This is a genomic window from Natronobacillus azotifigens (assembly GCF_026805325.1).
Classification (GTDB): domain Bacteria; phylum Bacillota; class Bacilli; order Bacillales; family Amphibacillaceae; genus Natronobacillus; species Natronobacillus azotifigens.
Window position 1 is genome coordinate 24,646 of sequence record NZ_JAPRAT010000003.1, and the last position, 13,256, is coordinate 37,901.

Annotated in this window: 13 protein-coding genes and 1 riboswitch; of the genes, 3 read left to right on the forward strand and 10 right to left on the reverse strand. The window is 37.1% G+C overall.

Going from position 1 to position 13,256, the window contains the following annotated elements; genetic code table 11:
• Positions 1–4: 4 nt before the first annotated feature.
• From gpmI to mgtE, 7 genes are all read right to left on the reverse strand, one after another.
• Complete coding sequence (gene gpmI, locus OWO01_RS02270) at positions 5–1,540, reverse strand: 2,3-bisphosphoglycerate-independent phosphoglycerate mutase (protein ID WP_268778804.1); 1,536 nt, start codon at positions 1,538–1,540, stop codon at positions 5–7.
• Positions 1,537–2,295, reverse strand: coding sequence for a triose-phosphate isomerase (gene tpiA, locus OWO01_RS02275; RefSeq protein ID WP_268778805.1), 759 nt, complete (start codon positions 2,293–2,295; stop codon positions 1,537–1,539). Before tpiA ends, gpmI begins: the two co-directional genes overlap by 4 nt.
• Before the next feature lie 40 nt (positions 2,296–2,335).
• Positions 2,336–3,526 carry a phosphoglycerate kinase gene (locus OWO01_RS02280; protein ID WP_268778806.1) on the reverse strand — a complete coding sequence of 397 codons (1,191 nt, stop codon included), beginning with the start codon at positions 3,524–3,526 and terminating at the stop codon, positions 2,336–2,338.
• A gap of 164 nt (positions 3,527–3,690) precedes the next feature.
• Positions 3,691–4,692 carry a type I glyceraldehyde-3-phosphate dehydrogenase gene (gene gap / locus OWO01_RS02285; protein ID WP_268778807.1) on the reverse strand — a complete coding sequence of 334 codons (1,002 nt, stop codon included), beginning with the start codon at positions 4,690–4,692 and terminating at the stop codon, positions 3,691–3,693.
• A 34-nt stretch (positions 4,693–4,726) separates the two neighbouring features.
• On the reverse strand, positions 4,727–5,755 hold the full coding sequence (locus OWO01_RS02290) for a sugar-binding transcriptional regulator (protein ID WP_268778808.1): 1,029 nt from the start codon (positions 5,753–5,755) through the stop codon (positions 4,727–4,729).
• Positions 5,756–5,967: 212 nt separating this feature from the next.
• A complete protein-coding gene (locus OWO01_RS02295; protein WP_268778809.1) occupies positions 5,968–6,921 on the reverse strand; it encodes an L-lactate dehydrogenase in 954 nt (317 codons plus the stop codon).
• A gap of 663 nt (positions 6,922–7,584) precedes the next feature.
• Complete coding sequence (gene mgtE, locus OWO01_RS02300) at positions 7,585–8,949, reverse strand: magnesium transporter (protein WP_268778810.1); 1,365 nt, start codon at positions 8,947–8,949, stop codon at positions 7,585–7,587.
• A 207-nt stretch (positions 8,950–9,156) separates the two neighbouring features.
• Positions 9,157–9,322, reverse strand: a riboswitch (M-box (ykoK) riboswitch).
• 386 nt (positions 9,323–9,708) lie between these two features.
• Here mgtE and OWO01_RS02305 point away from each other — a divergent pair.
• The 3 genes from OWO01_RS02305 to OWO01_RS02315 all read left to right on the forward strand — a co-directional run bounded on the left by OWO01_RS02305 (position 9,709) and on the right by OWO01_RS02315 (position 11,723).
• Positions 9,709–10,371 carry a phosphatase PAP2 family protein gene (locus OWO01_RS02305; protein ID WP_268778811.1) on the forward strand — a complete coding sequence of 221 codons (663 nt, stop codon included), beginning with the start codon at positions 9,709–9,711 and terminating at the stop codon, positions 10,369–10,371.
• 43 nt (positions 10,372–10,414) lie between these two features.
• Positions 10,415–11,143, forward strand: coding sequence for a potassium channel family protein (locus tag OWO01_RS02310; RefSeq protein WP_268778812.1), 729 nt, complete (start codon positions 10,415–10,417; stop codon positions 11,141–11,143).
• A gap of 94 nt (positions 11,144–11,237) precedes the next feature.
• Positions 11,238–11,723: a Dps family protein gene (locus OWO01_RS02315; RefSeq protein WP_268778813.1), complete on the forward strand. Its 486-nt coding sequence runs from the start codon at positions 11,238–11,240 to the stop codon at positions 11,721–11,723.
• A gap of 167 nt (positions 11,724–11,890) precedes the next feature.
• Here OWO01_RS02315 and OWO01_RS02320 read toward each other — a convergent pair whose 3' ends face one another.
• From OWO01_RS02320 to OWO01_RS02330, 3 genes are all read right to left on the reverse strand, one after another.
• Positions 11,891–12,064: a hypothetical protein gene (locus OWO01_RS02320; RefSeq protein ID WP_268778814.1), complete on the reverse strand. Its 174-nt coding sequence runs from the start codon at positions 12,062–12,064 to the stop codon at positions 11,891–11,893.
• A 149-nt stretch (positions 12,065–12,213) separates the two neighbouring features.
• On the reverse strand, positions 12,214–12,717 hold the full coding sequence (locus OWO01_RS02325; protein ID WP_268778815.1) for a YehS family protein: 504 nt from the start codon (positions 12,715–12,717) through the stop codon (positions 12,214–12,216).
• A gap of 160 nt (positions 12,718–12,877) precedes the next feature.
• Positions 12,878–13,204, reverse strand: coding sequence for a four-helix bundle copper-binding protein (locus tag OWO01_RS02330; RefSeq protein WP_268778947.1), 327 nt, complete (start codon positions 13,202–13,204; stop codon positions 12,878–12,880).
• Between the last annotated feature and the right edge of the window lie 52 nt (positions 13,205–13,256).

Below are 13,256 nucleotides of genomic sequence, written 5' to 3' on the forward strand. Positions count from 1 at the left end.
AGTATTACTTAATTAAGGTCTTACCTGTCATTTCTTCCGGCTGTTCAACTTGTAATAAGTCTAGAAGGGTAGGTGCTAAGTCACCTAAAATTCCTCCATCACGCACTTCAATTCTTTCTTTAGTTACGATAACTGGAACTGGATTTGTAGTGTGTGCAGTCATTGGATTGCCATCAAGGGAAACAACTTCATCTGAATTACCGTGATCAGCGGTAATGATCGCTTGCCCACCCTTTTCTATGATTTTATCCACAATCTTTCCTAGACACTCATCAACAGCTTCAATCGCTTTAATTGTTGGCTCCAGCATACCCGAGTGCCCTACCATGTCAGGGTTAGCAAAGTTCAAAATGATTGCATTTTGATTTCCTTCATCTAACTCTTTCAATAGTGCATCAGTCACTTCGTAAGCGCTCATCTCCGGTTTCAAGTCATACGTTGCGACTTTTGGAGAATCAATTAAAATACGTTTCTCCCCTTCAAATTCTTGCTCACGACCACCACTCATAAAGAAAGTAACATGAGGATATTTTTCAGTTTCGGCAATTCTTAACTGATTTAAACCATGATTAGATAAAACTTCACCTACAGTATTTTTCAAATCATTTGGTTTGTATGCGATGTTACCTGCTACTGTATCACTATACTTCATTAAACAAACGAAATGAATGTCCTTTGGTGCAGCTTCTCCACGATTGAATTCTGAAAAATCGTTGTTTGCAAACGCTTGTGAAATCTGAATCGCACGATCTGGACGGAAGTTATAGAATACGATTGCATCTTCTGATCCGATCGTTGCTTTTGGCTCCCCGTTGTCATCAGTGATGACAGTAGGAAGAATAAACTCATCATAAATTTCTTCCTGATAGGCCGCATCGACAACAGCCAAAGGATCTTTTGCTGTTGGTCCCTGTCCATAAACCATTGCATCAAACGTTTTTTGAACACGATCCCAACGTTTGTCACGATCCATTGCGTAATATCGCCCTGAAATTGTAGCAAATTCACCAACGCCAATTTCATCCATTTTTGCTTGGACAGCTTTAATGTACTGTTTGGCTGATTTTTGACCAACATCACGTCCGTCAAGAAAACCGTGTACAAATACTTTTTTCAACCCTTTATCTGCTGCTAATTGTAATAGGGCATATAAGTGTTCAATGTGACTATGAACCCCACCATCAGATAAAAGACCGAATATATGCAAGGCTTTATCATTGTTCAAGGCATGATCAACAGCTTTCACCAACTCTTCATTAGTGAAAAAATCTCCTTCACGAATCGATAAGTTAACGCGTGTTAAACTTTGATAAACGATCCGACCAGCTCCAATATTCAAATGACCTACTTCTGAGTTACCCATTTGACCTTCTGGAAGTCCAACAGCTTCTCCAGATGCAGTTAATTGATTATGTGGATACTGATTCCAGTATCGATCAAAGTTAGGTGTATTTGCTTGCTTTACCGCGTTACCAACTACCTCGTCACGAATAGCATACCCGTCTAAAATAATTAGTGCTGCTAATTTATTTTGACTCATTTTGCACCAGCCTCCACTAATTGCAAGAAAGAATCTGCCTCAAGGCTAGCACCACCGACCAATGCACCGTCAATATCTGATTGTGCTAATAATTCGTCAATATTCGCTGGTTTCACACTACCACCATATTGAATTCGAACAGCTTCTGCTGCGTCTGCAGATACAAATGCAGCAACGACCTTACGTACATGTGTACATACTTCGTTTGCTTGTTCCGATGTAGCTGTTTTACCAGTTCCAATTGCCCAAATAGGCTCGTAAGCAATCACTGTTTGCTTCACTTGATCTTCTGTAAGTCCATCTAATGCTTTTTTCACTTGAACTTCAACAATATCCATCGTTTGATTCGCTTCACGCTGTTCTAACGTTTCACCGACACATACAATCGGAGTAATGCCATATTCGAAAGCTGCATGAGCTTTTTTGTTTACTGTTTCATTTGTCTCAGCGAATAATTCACGACGCTCTGAATGACCAAGTACAACATACGTTACCCCTAAGTCTTTCAACATTGCTGGACTAACTTCCCCAGTAAAAGCACCACTTTCTTCAAAGTGCATGTTTTGAGCAGCGATTTCTAGATCTGTGCCCGCACTTTTCGATACTAACGCTTGTAAGTAAGGAAAAGGCGCGCATACAATCGATTCTACCTTGTCTTGTGCTGGTACTTTGTCTTTCGTATCAGCAACAAAAGCTTCCGCCTCTGCCAACACTTTGTTCATTTTCCAGTTCCCTGCAATAATTGGTTTACGCATAATCTGCTCCCTTTCTAACTTTTACTTTTTTCTGCAATCTTTATTTATCACTAATAGCAGCTAAGCCTGGTAATTCTTTACCTTCTAAATATTCTAAAGATGCACCGCCACCTGTAGAGATGTGTGAGAATTTTTCAGCGAAACCTAGTTGCATTGCTGCAGCAGCTGAGTCCCCACCACCGATGATCGTTTTCGCGTCATCAAGGTTTGCGATTGCTTCACAAACGCCAATTGTACCTTTTGCAAAGTTAGATAATTCAAAGACTCCCATTGGTCCGTTCCATACAACGGTTTTCGCATCAGACAGTTCTTTTTCAAATAGACGAACAGTTTCCGAACCAACGTCTAGACCCATTGCATCTGTAGGGATGGCATCTACAGAAGTCTCTGTAATGTCACCATCATTAGAGAACTCTTTGTTGTTTTTTGAATCAACCGGAAGGATAATTTTACCGTCTGCACGAGCAAGAAGATCTTTTGCTAAATCTACTTTATCTGCTTCTAGTAAAGATTTTCCGATTTCTTTTCCTTGGGCTTTAAAGAATGTGTAAGCCATTCCGCCACCAATTAAAATCTTATCTGCTTTTGTAAGTAAGTTTTCGATTACACCAATCTTATCACTAACTTTTGCCCCACCTAAGATTGCTACGAATGGACGGTTTGGATTATCAACTGATTCACCAATAAACTTGATCTCTTTTTCCATTAAGAATCCAGCTGCTGTTTCAATATTTGATGCAATACCAACATTTGAAGCATGCGCACGGTGTGCCGTACCGAAAGCATCGTTAACAAACAAGTCCCCAAGACTAGCCCAATACTTGCCTAGTTCTGGATCATTTTTGCTTTCTTTTTTGCCATCAATGTCTTCAAAACGTGTGTTTTCGAACACAAGAACATCGCCATTGCCTAAACCGGCAATCGCATTTTCTAATTTTTCGCCACGTGTTTCTGGAACAAATGAGACTTCTTTACCTAGTAATTCTGCTAAACGATCAGCTACAGGTTTTAATGATTTACCTTCTTTGTCTGCTTCTTCTTTTACTCGACCTAAGTGAGAGAAAAGAACCACTTTAGCTCCTTCTTCGATTAAATGTTTAATCGTTGGAAGTGCTTGAACAATTCGATCATCGTTTGTGATATTTCCGTCTTTCATTGGTACGTTGAAGTCAGCACGAACGAGAACTTTTTTTCCAGCTACATCTAAATCAGTTACGACTTTTTTAGCCATTTTATAATCCCCCATTACGATTAGAAAAACTTAGATCATCCTAAGATAATCTTTAGTTCCCCTTATACTTTAGTAAAATAATGTTCACACATAAAACAGAAGCGGGAAGCGCGATCGCTCCCCGCTTGTCTGTTTTAAACTATCTAAACTAAGCTCAGTTAAAATTATAATTTAGCGAAGTACTCAAGAGTACGAATTAATTGTGCAGTATAAGACATTTCATTGTCATACCAAGCAACAGTTTTCACTAATTGTTTCCCATCAATGCTCATTACTTTCGTTTGTGTAGCATCAAATAGTGAACCGTAAGTGATACCAATGATATCAGAAGAAACGATCATATCTTCTGTGTAACCATAAGAATCGTTCGCTGCTTTTTTCATTGCTGCGTTTACTTCGTCAGCAGTTACTTCTTTATTCAATACAGTTACTAACTCTGTTAATGAACCAGTAGCTACAGGAACACGTTGAGCAGCACCATCTAATTTTCCTTGTAATTCAGGAATTACAAGACCAATTGCTTTCGCAGCACCAGTTGTGTTAGGAACGATGTTACCTGCTGCAGCACGAGCACGACGATAGTCACCTTTAGGGTGTGGCGCATCTAATGTATTTTGGTCACCAGTGTAAGCGTGAATTGTAGTCATAAGACCTTCATGAATACCAAATTCGCTATTTAATACATCAGCCATTGGAGCTAAACAGTTCGTAGTACAAGAAGCACCAGAAATAACTGTTTCATCACCAGTTAAGATATCGTGGTTAACGTTGTATACAACTGTTGGTACGTCATTTCCACCTGGAGCAGAAATTACGACACGCTTCGCTCCACCTTTAAGGTGTAGTTCAGCTTTTTCTTTTGTTGCAAAGAAACCAGTACATTCTAGCACGATTTCAACACCTAGGTCTCCCCAAGGTAATTCTTCTGGGTTACGGTTAGAAAGGATTTTAACATCATTTCCGTTAACACTGAAGTAACCATCTTTCACTTCAACATCACCATTGAAACGGCCTTGAGTTGTATCATATTTTAGTAAGTGTGCAAGCATATCAGCGTCCGTTAAATCGTTGATCGCTACTACTTCGATCCCTTCTACTTCTTGAATACGACGGAAAGCCAAACGGCCAATACGACCAAAACCATTAATACCTACTTTTACAGTCATTCTTGTTTCCTCCTTGTATATACATATAATTTATTTAAAGGGAAAAACCCTTTATTAACGCTTTTGCTGCAGCCTCATCGGTAATGAGGACATTGCTTTTCCCTTGTCTAAAGTACGAGTCAATTGCTTCAGCTTTCGATTTCCCACCAGCTATCGCAATCACTGTCTTTATTTTAGACAAGTCTTCTAATTGCATTCCTACTGTTCGAACTTTATGAACAACATGTCCGATATGATCAAAATAATAACCAAAAGCCTCACTTACTGCTCTTCCCGATTCAAGCTTCATTAAAACATCTGATGGAGTTTTTCTTCTAGTAGCCATGGTTAACGCATTGCCTATACCATGCATGACTACATCTGCTTGGCGAATAATATGTAAAATTTCTTCGACACCAGGTTCTTGAATAATAGACTGATAAGTCCCTTCACTCAATGGATCTGGCACGTATAACAGGCGATAATCACCATTTGCTTTTTTAGCCATTTCGGCACAAATTGTATTCGCTTGATTCTCCACACGTTCTCCAAGCCCACCTCTTGCTGGAACAAACATACAATCTTTCACATTTGGAGAAGAGTGCATCATTTCTGCCACAGCAGCCATCGACGTCCCACCCGTTACTGCAACTGTTTGATCTGATGTTATTATGGATAATAAATACTCAACAGCACGTTTGCCTAAATCTTGTTTCACCCAGGTTTGTGTATCACTATCTCCCGGGATGATGATGACACGATCTAGCTTTAATGTGTCCTTGATTTGATCTTCTAATGCATGAAACCCTGAAAGTTCTTCCATAAAAACACTAAGTTGAATAAACAATTCCTTGCCAGCGTTGGTTAAGATAACACCTTTGCTCGTCACATCTAATAGAGATTGCTTGGTTAGAAAATCAATTTCGCTACGAACAACACGTTCTTTCATATCGATCTTTTCTGATAAACTTCGACGTCCAATAGGTTGGAGCAATTGAATCGTGTGTAAAATTTTATATCGACGTTGGACGACTTCTAATATATCCGGGAATAATTTTTTTTGCAAATCAACGATTGCTCGCATGTTTTAACTCCTTTTTCTTTAATCTATCGGGGTTAAAAACGTCCCTCTTAATCACATAGTGTCCCACGCACGACAAAAAAATTCTCTCACAAGAGATATTGTAGCAGAAGTATTCACTTTGCTCAAGAAATTTATTTATCTTTCCGTGTTAAGTGTTTGTAAAAAATATTAACTCGAGTCTTTTTTTAATGAGAAGACCCGAGTTAATCCTTCTACTCTAATACCTTTTCCGTCATTTCCCTTAAAATCTTTGCGGAAGCATGCAATTCATTTAATTCTTTTTTGTTCAGGTCTAATTCAATCATCTCTCGCACTCCGTTTTCATTCACTACTGCCGGAATACCTAGATATACATTTTCAATTCCATATTCGCCTTCAAACAAAGTAGATACGGTTATAATCGAATTCTCATCATAGAGAATTGCTTTTGTTAATCGTGCAAGCCCTAGACCAATTCCATAATAACTCGCACCTTTCCTTTCAATAATATGATAGGCTGCGTCACGAACATTTTCAAAAATCTGTTTCATGTCCGGATCTTCTGCCACATCATCCATGCATCCGTACTTTTTCAATGGCACACCACCAATTTGTACGTGGCTCCATACGGGTAGTTCAGAATCTCCATGTTCACCGATAATATAAGCGTGCACATTACGAGAATCAATTTGATAATATTCACTTAGCAAATAGCGAAATCTTGCGGTGTCTAAAATAGTCCCTGATCCAATCACACGTTCTTTCGGCAACCCAGAGACATCATAAGCAACGTGCGTTAAAACGTCTACTGGGTTTGTTGCTACCAAAATGATCCCCTTAAAATCGTTTTTCATAATCTGAGTAACGATACCTTTCATTATTTTAGCATTTTTGGTAGCAAGGTCTAAGCGTGTTTCACCAGGTTTTTGATTTGCCCCAGCAGTGATCACCACCATATCTGCATCTTTACATTCATCGTAATCACCGGCACGAATCTTCATTGGTGATCGAAATGGCATGCCATGATTTAAATCACGAGCTTCTCCTTCCGCTCGTTCTTTATCTAAATCAATCAAAACAAGGTCACTACCAATCCCTTGGTTTAATAGTGCATAGGCATAGCTAGCCCCAACAAATCCAGTACCAACAATCACTACTTTACGTGTTTTTGTTTTTTCTACTGTCATAAATAAATCCTCCTATCTAATTCATGTTTCTTCTATACCATAAGACCTTTTCAGTATATAGATACATTACCCGTTAATGAACTTTAATATGTTTTGATTTTCAAACAATTTAAAGTTCATTTATATGAATATATGGTATTATACCTGTTCAACAGCTTTGAAGTATCATAACAGATTTAACTATTGAATTTACTGAATAAATACCGGGATTTTAATCAAACGCAAAAGATCCAGAGACTAAATGCCTCTGGATCTTTTGCCTATGCTGCCCTTTTATTTACTGAAAGTAATCGTAATAGCTTACTGGCAGGAAAATTAATGTTAAATAAATATGCAAAATAAATGACAAACACCACGTTCGCCAGGTATTGCCATCGCACTGAAAACCCAAAGATATCTTGTAGTGCATGAATTTCCCACAATACAAACATGGATAATAAAAGCCAATATACATATTTCAAAGCAATACCCCCACATCACATCGAATAATATTTTTTCATTATATACCATTTCTTCACAAATGAAAATACAAAATGAAATGAAACTTACTCCGGCGGGGTGAAGGCATTCTCCAACTGATTGTTAGTCCTAAAAATAAGGGGCGTTGGGCTCCAGATGAAAAAGTACTCATGTTCAAGAGTGTTTTTCTCATAAATTATTTAATTACAAGTAATTTATAAATGTAGTTGCAATCGTGAAATAGATGATTAAACCTAAAATATCATTAACTGTAGTAATAAAGGGACCTGATGCAATTGCTGGGTCTAACTTAAACTTATTGATTACGACCGGAACCACTGCACCAATGATCGTTGAGAAGCTTAATGTTAAAAACAACGAAGCTGCAACAATAAAAGATAAAGCAAAATTACCTGGGTATCTAATAGGAATTACGATCAATAAAACAATTGCTGTAATCACCCCTAGCATTAAACCAGTCCCAAATTCTCGCTTAACCGCACTCCAAAGCCCCTTCTTTTCGAAAGAACCAGTAGCTATTGCACGAACTACAACAGCCAAAGACTGTGTACCAGCATTACCCGCTGAGTCCATGATTAATGGGATAAAGGCTGCTAATACAAGAATTTCTTCTAAAGTATCTTCAAATTGGCCAATTACACCACCAGTAAGAAAACCAAAGAAAATAAGCATAACGATCCATGGAGCGCGTTTTTTTGCTGCTTGAAAAGAACTAATGTTTACATCAATTGCACCTTTTGCTGCAATGAATTCATCAAAATCTTCTGTTACCTCTTCGTCCATGACATGCATCACATCATCAACCGTAATAATACCCGTTAGCTCTTGTTCATCTGTCACAACCGGTACAGCAAGAAAATCATATTTCTTCATTAGCTTAGCAACATCTTCTTGGTCCGCATTAATATTTACCGTAACAATATCCGTTCCCATTATATTTTCTACTAATTCAGAAGATGGCGCTATGATTAAATCTCGTAAAGACAGCACACCCACAAGTTTATCGGTTTTGTCAATTACATATAGGTAGTAAATAGTTTCTGCATCAGGTGCAGAAACCCGTAAGTTATCAATTACCTCGCTAACTTTTTCCGTAGTCTTCACAGTGACAAATTCCTTCACCATGATTCCCCCGGCAGTTTCTGTTGTATAGGTAAGTAATTCTTTAACAACGTTTGCGCGTTCTTTCTCCATCGAAACTAAAATCTTGTTAGAGGCTGAAGCATCTAATTCTGGTAAAAAGTCAGCAATCTCATCTGTAGGAATATTATTAAAAAGTTTAGTAATATAAGTATCTTTTAATTCCTCAATAACTTGTTTTTGTTTGTCTAACTCTAATCCCTCAAATAACTCCGCGAAGTCTGAAGCTTCAATAAATTCATAAACACGATCTCTCAATTCACGATTAAGCTGAACAAAGATATCAATTTGGTTTGTAGGATGTAAGTCCAAAAACAATTCTAAAAATCGGTCTTTATTACTTTTTTTCAATGCATCTATTACATCTGCTGCATATTCTTCTCTATTCACTTCATCAAAATTAATCATTAGTATACCTCCAATTGAGTCACCACGACGATGCGGATGAACTCATCATTATTTTATTCGGTTCAAATATGTGTTTATTTAAACGCCTCGAGTCTGGTTCAGACCTGTCCATTCCGCATCCCCCTTTTTGTCTCAATAACAAAAACCCACCTTCCAATGAAGGCGGGTTGCACTATTATGTTCATAAAAGAGCATCTCAAAGAATCACAACATCCTCCATTCGTAGAGCTTTAGCACTGTGTGGCATAGGATTAATCCAGCTACGTTAAAAACCACCTTAAGTCGATAGTTTCTGCTGACCCATTGGCGTCTTTGGACGTTTTTGGGCAGTAGCGTATCTCCATCACAGGAGCCTCACCTAACGAGGTTTTATATTATTCTCATGGACAATGGTAAAGTACAGAACAAGGAATGTCAAGAGAAGAAAGAAACTCGTTCATACCGGTTATTTTACCACTATATAAATTGTCGGGGGTGGATAATTTCCTTCCTAACAATTTACCTATTTTTAATAAAGTGAAACTTCAATCAGTGGAAGTTATTAGGTATTCCTCCGTTGATTGTTAGCCCTCTAGAATGACCTAAGGCCCTTGAAGCATTTAGCGGCCGTTACTCCCTCTTAAGCAACTTGGTATTCTTGTTGTTTTGAAAAGGGTGACGAACGTTTGTTTCAAGTGAGAATGTTGGTTTAAAAAATAGATCGCATGAGAATGATTTATATGTTAAGATTATGTTAATTTTTGAAGAGGTGTGAACATCATGAAACGAAACAATACTCTACTTTATGTTTTTGCAGTGATTAGCTTAACTTTATTTGTTACAACTACTACTTTATCGATTTACACTGAATACTTATGGTTAGATGACTGGGTAGGTGATCAAATTTCATCTATCGCGAATCCTACGATCATCATGGTTATTGAGTCATTCTCAATCTTTGGCTCTATTGAAGCTATTTTCCTTCTATCTTCTTTAACGTTACTTATTTTCGTTTTCCAAAAGGATTGGATTACTAGCTTTTTCTTTGCAGGACTTTCTTTGGGAGGTATCGTACTTAATTATGTATTAAAATTTATTTTTCAAAGAACACGCCCAGGTGAAGAAAGGGTTATCGCTTTCTTTGGACATGAATTTGAATTGGCTTCTTATAGTTTCCCAAGTGGCCATACGATGCGAGTAACTATTTTCTTTATCTTCCTCATTTATTTAATCTGGAGGCTAAGATTAAATAAAGGCATTACAATTGCCTTAACATCGCTCTTTATCATCATTATTACAGGTGTAAGTCTAAGTAGGATCATTCTAGAAGCTCACTATTTTACAGATATTATTGGAGCAATCAGTAGCTCATTATTTTGGTTTTCAGCTTGGTTGTTGCTCATCAGATATACAATTGCTAAAAGACATCCTCACTCCTATTGATACAACAGACTACTAAAAACTAAATAATAGGGAGCCTTTCTTAATGGATTTTTATAACAAACACAAACAAACCATTCAATTACTATATGAGATCATTTTAGTTCTGCTAGCAATATTATCTGTGGTATTGATATGGGTGAACAATTCCTCCTATGTTTTTCTTAATCAAATCGTATGGTTCATTCTCTTTTTAGACGTAGCGATTCGATTTATCCGAACGAAAAACAAATGGCACTTTGTTAAAACAAATCCTTTTGATCTGATTGCAGCAATTCCACTAGATGCACTTTTTCAAACCGCTCGTTTCGCACGATTATTTAAGTTCGTACGAGTTTTTGTCTTGTCCAAAAATAGCAAACATCCTATTTTTGGAATCTTGAAGACAAATGGATTGGATAAAGTGCTTTCTGCTTCCGTTGTATTAATCATTGTTTCTGCATTTATAGTATCGATTGTAGAACCTAATGTAAGAGATTTTTCTGATGGGGTCTGGTGGTCAATTGTTACAACAACAACGGTTGGCTATGGTGACATTTCCCCTGAAACGATATTCGGAAGAGTTTTAGCCATTATTCTTATGTTGGTAGGTATAGGACTAATTGGGATGTTAACGGGGTCCATTACTACTTTCTTTGTAAGAAATAAACCCCAACAACGCGCCTCTGTTCTCTTTATTCAAGAACAACTAGAGCGTGTAGATCAATTAAGTTCTCAAGAGATAGGGGAAATGATTGTTTTGCTAGAACAATTAAGACAGGAAAAAGATGAATAGTAGCTTGATTAATATCGGAAATTTCATCCGCACCTTTTGCCCATATGTTGAATAGACTACAGTGGTAATCATTAAAGGCAATAGGGGTGAGCAAATGAAATGTAACATTAACCCTCAAAGCATTGGATTGACTCAAGCAAAGGCCCAACAAGCAGTGGAAAATCTAAATCAATACTTAGCCAACTTGCAAGTTCTCTATATTAAATTACACAATATTCAATGGAATATAGGCGGAGAAAGTTTTTTTGACATACGTGATAAAACAAAGATATTAACGAAAGAAGTAGCTGTCTACATTAACCTGGTTGCGGAAAAAATAAAGGCATTCGGTTTTTTTCCGGTTGGCTCTTTACAAGAAGCTTTAAGCATCTCAACAATTCATGAATTACCAAATAGAACATTCGATCGAAAAACAGCAGCAATGATTCTTGTTTATGATTGTAGGCAAATGCTTCTTGAACTACGAGAAATAGAAGAGATGCTATCTAGTTATGCAGGTGAAGTAATACGTAACAGTATTACATTTTTTGAAAAATACCATTGGATGTTTTGCTCTTATGCTGAATCATCGTTTTCCTAACGAACAAAATCGCAGAGCTACGGTTACCTAAGTTTTGGCGCTTAGCTTCAGACGTAGCTATATTGTGGTTCGAAAAGTTATTCACAGCTAACAAATTTTAATTACTTAGGCAAGAATAAAAGATCCCACACTTTTGATTCAATCATGTGGGATCTTTGTTTAATTACTTATTCGTCGCGACAACCGTTATTGTCGTTGTTATTTGCTTCTTCCTTGTTATTTTCTGTTGCTGACAAGGTTTCATCAGCAAACTCGTATTGAACTTGAGCATTTTCGTTTACTCCTCGTTCTGGGCCATTCCGACGAGCATTTCTGTCATTATTCGCACGTTGTTTTGCCATGGTTAACTCACCTCCCTGAAGCTATTTTGCACAACCGAGATATCAATTATCCATGAAAAATAAACCACTTTTTTGTCCCTGTATATTAACAACACCCCTAATTATTTCAACAAAAATATCCCAGAATTTCTGGAAGTAGAATGCAGAAATTACCCCCGGTACGCTATTGCCAATCCTTTTAGAAAATTTCTTGCATAACGATCTCCACAGTCTTTGTAATTTCGATGCCCTTCTTTCCGTAAAACGGCACTTAACTCACTCTTTGATATTGTCACATTTGCTTTGCTTAATACCTCAAGGATATCTTCGCTTGTTAAAGCCAACGCAATTTTCACTTTCTTAAGCATGATATTATTAACATTTCTATCGTTTAATTCATTTTTAGGTGTTTCTTGCGTTTGGTTATCTTGTCTTCCTCTTTTATAAATAATCAACCCATTAAAAAAAGCTTCTAATTCGATATTTTCACATTGATTTACATACACATTCTCCGTGTAGGTATTTGTTTCCGTTTCATTATTTTGTTTTGTCAACATGTTGCGCACATCATCTAAATCTACTTCAAAACCGCCTAATCGAAAAATATCAGTCATATCTGTATCTTTTAAATCCAAAGCATACCTGAGTCTAGTTATTATGTCATTATTATTCATTCGTTTCCCTCCTACCACATTTTCCACAGTAACTCTAAGTATAATACTTTTTCCTACAATTTTCATTCGCCTTTACATTGAAAAAGTGAAATCCCCTTTCTAGATGAAATAGAAAGGGGATATATTTTTTCTTGCCATTATATCAGTTAGAACAGAATGATTATGCAATCAATTGTGCACATTCTTTTGCGCATGCATAGCAAGATTCCGCACATTTTTTACAATGATCATGATTGTGCTTGGAACATTCATCACCACAAGCAACACAAGCAGTCTTACAAAGCTTTGCGTATTCTTGAATAAACGCTGTATTATAACTAAGTGCTTGTTCGAAAGCAGAGCAAATGGTGGCACATTCACGATTCAGACGAATACATGCTTTCATATGGTTCGCATCTTCTTCTAAAGAAGAGGTATAACAATGGTTACAAGCCTCCATGCACGCATGTAATGATTCAATAACTTTTTGATAATTTTTATCGGTGATAAGATCATCTCCTTTTCAGTAAATTTATTAAGCTATTCCCATCCACTCTAAA